The organism is Bowmanella yangjiangensis, assembly GCF_017255015.1.
Taxonomy (GTDB): domain Bacteria; phylum Pseudomonadota; class Gammaproteobacteria; order Enterobacterales; family Alteromonadaceae; genus Bowmanella; species Bowmanella yangjiangensis.
The window spans coordinates 1-635 of sequence record NZ_JAFKCS010000445.1; the positions used below are offsets into that span (position 1 = coordinate 1).

General features: G+C 69.8%; 1 protein-coding gene. It reads left to right on the forward strand.

The window, feature by feature from the left end:
• The coding region (locus tag J0A65_RS25055; RefSeq protein ID WP_206596939.1) for a hypothetical protein at window positions 1-635 on the forward strand (635 nt) is incomplete at both ends.

Genomic DNA, 635 nt, shown 5'->3' on the forward strand with positions numbered 1-635 from the left:
GGCAGGTCTTCGACCCGGCGTTGGGGCGCCTGTCGGATCTGCTGCGTTTCTTCGCCCTTGGTGTACTGGTGCCCGCCACCCTGCTGGCCCTCGGGCTGCAGACCGGCCTGTGGCTGACCGGCCTGCAGATCGGCGAGCGCTGGGCGCTGGCCAGCCTGTCGATCTGGCTGACCGACGCGATCAACCTGCTCGCCCTGTGCGCGCCGCTGCTGGCCTTCGCCACGCCGCTGCTGCGGGCGCGTGGCTGGCTGCGCAAATGGGCCGAGACGCCCGGGACGACCTCGCTGCTCAGTGCCTCGCTGTCCGCTTGGTTGCTCGCTGCGGGCGTGTTCGTGCTGCTGCTGGTATTGCTGGGCAGCCTGCCATTGCTGCTCGCCCTGCCGGTACTGGGCATCAGCATGCTGGTGTTGGCGCTGCGCCATGCGTTCGTCGGCGCCCTGTACGGCGTCATCCTCGGCTATTGCGCGACCCTGGTGCTGCCCCTGCTGCGCACCAGCCTCGGTCAGGAGGGGCTGGACCTGCAGCGCAACCAGTTGCAGCTGGCTGTCCTCCTGCTGATGGGCGCGGTCCTGCTGGTGGGACGGGCGCTGAGCGACCTGCGCCAGACCCTGGCACTCAGCGCGCAGATACAGCAG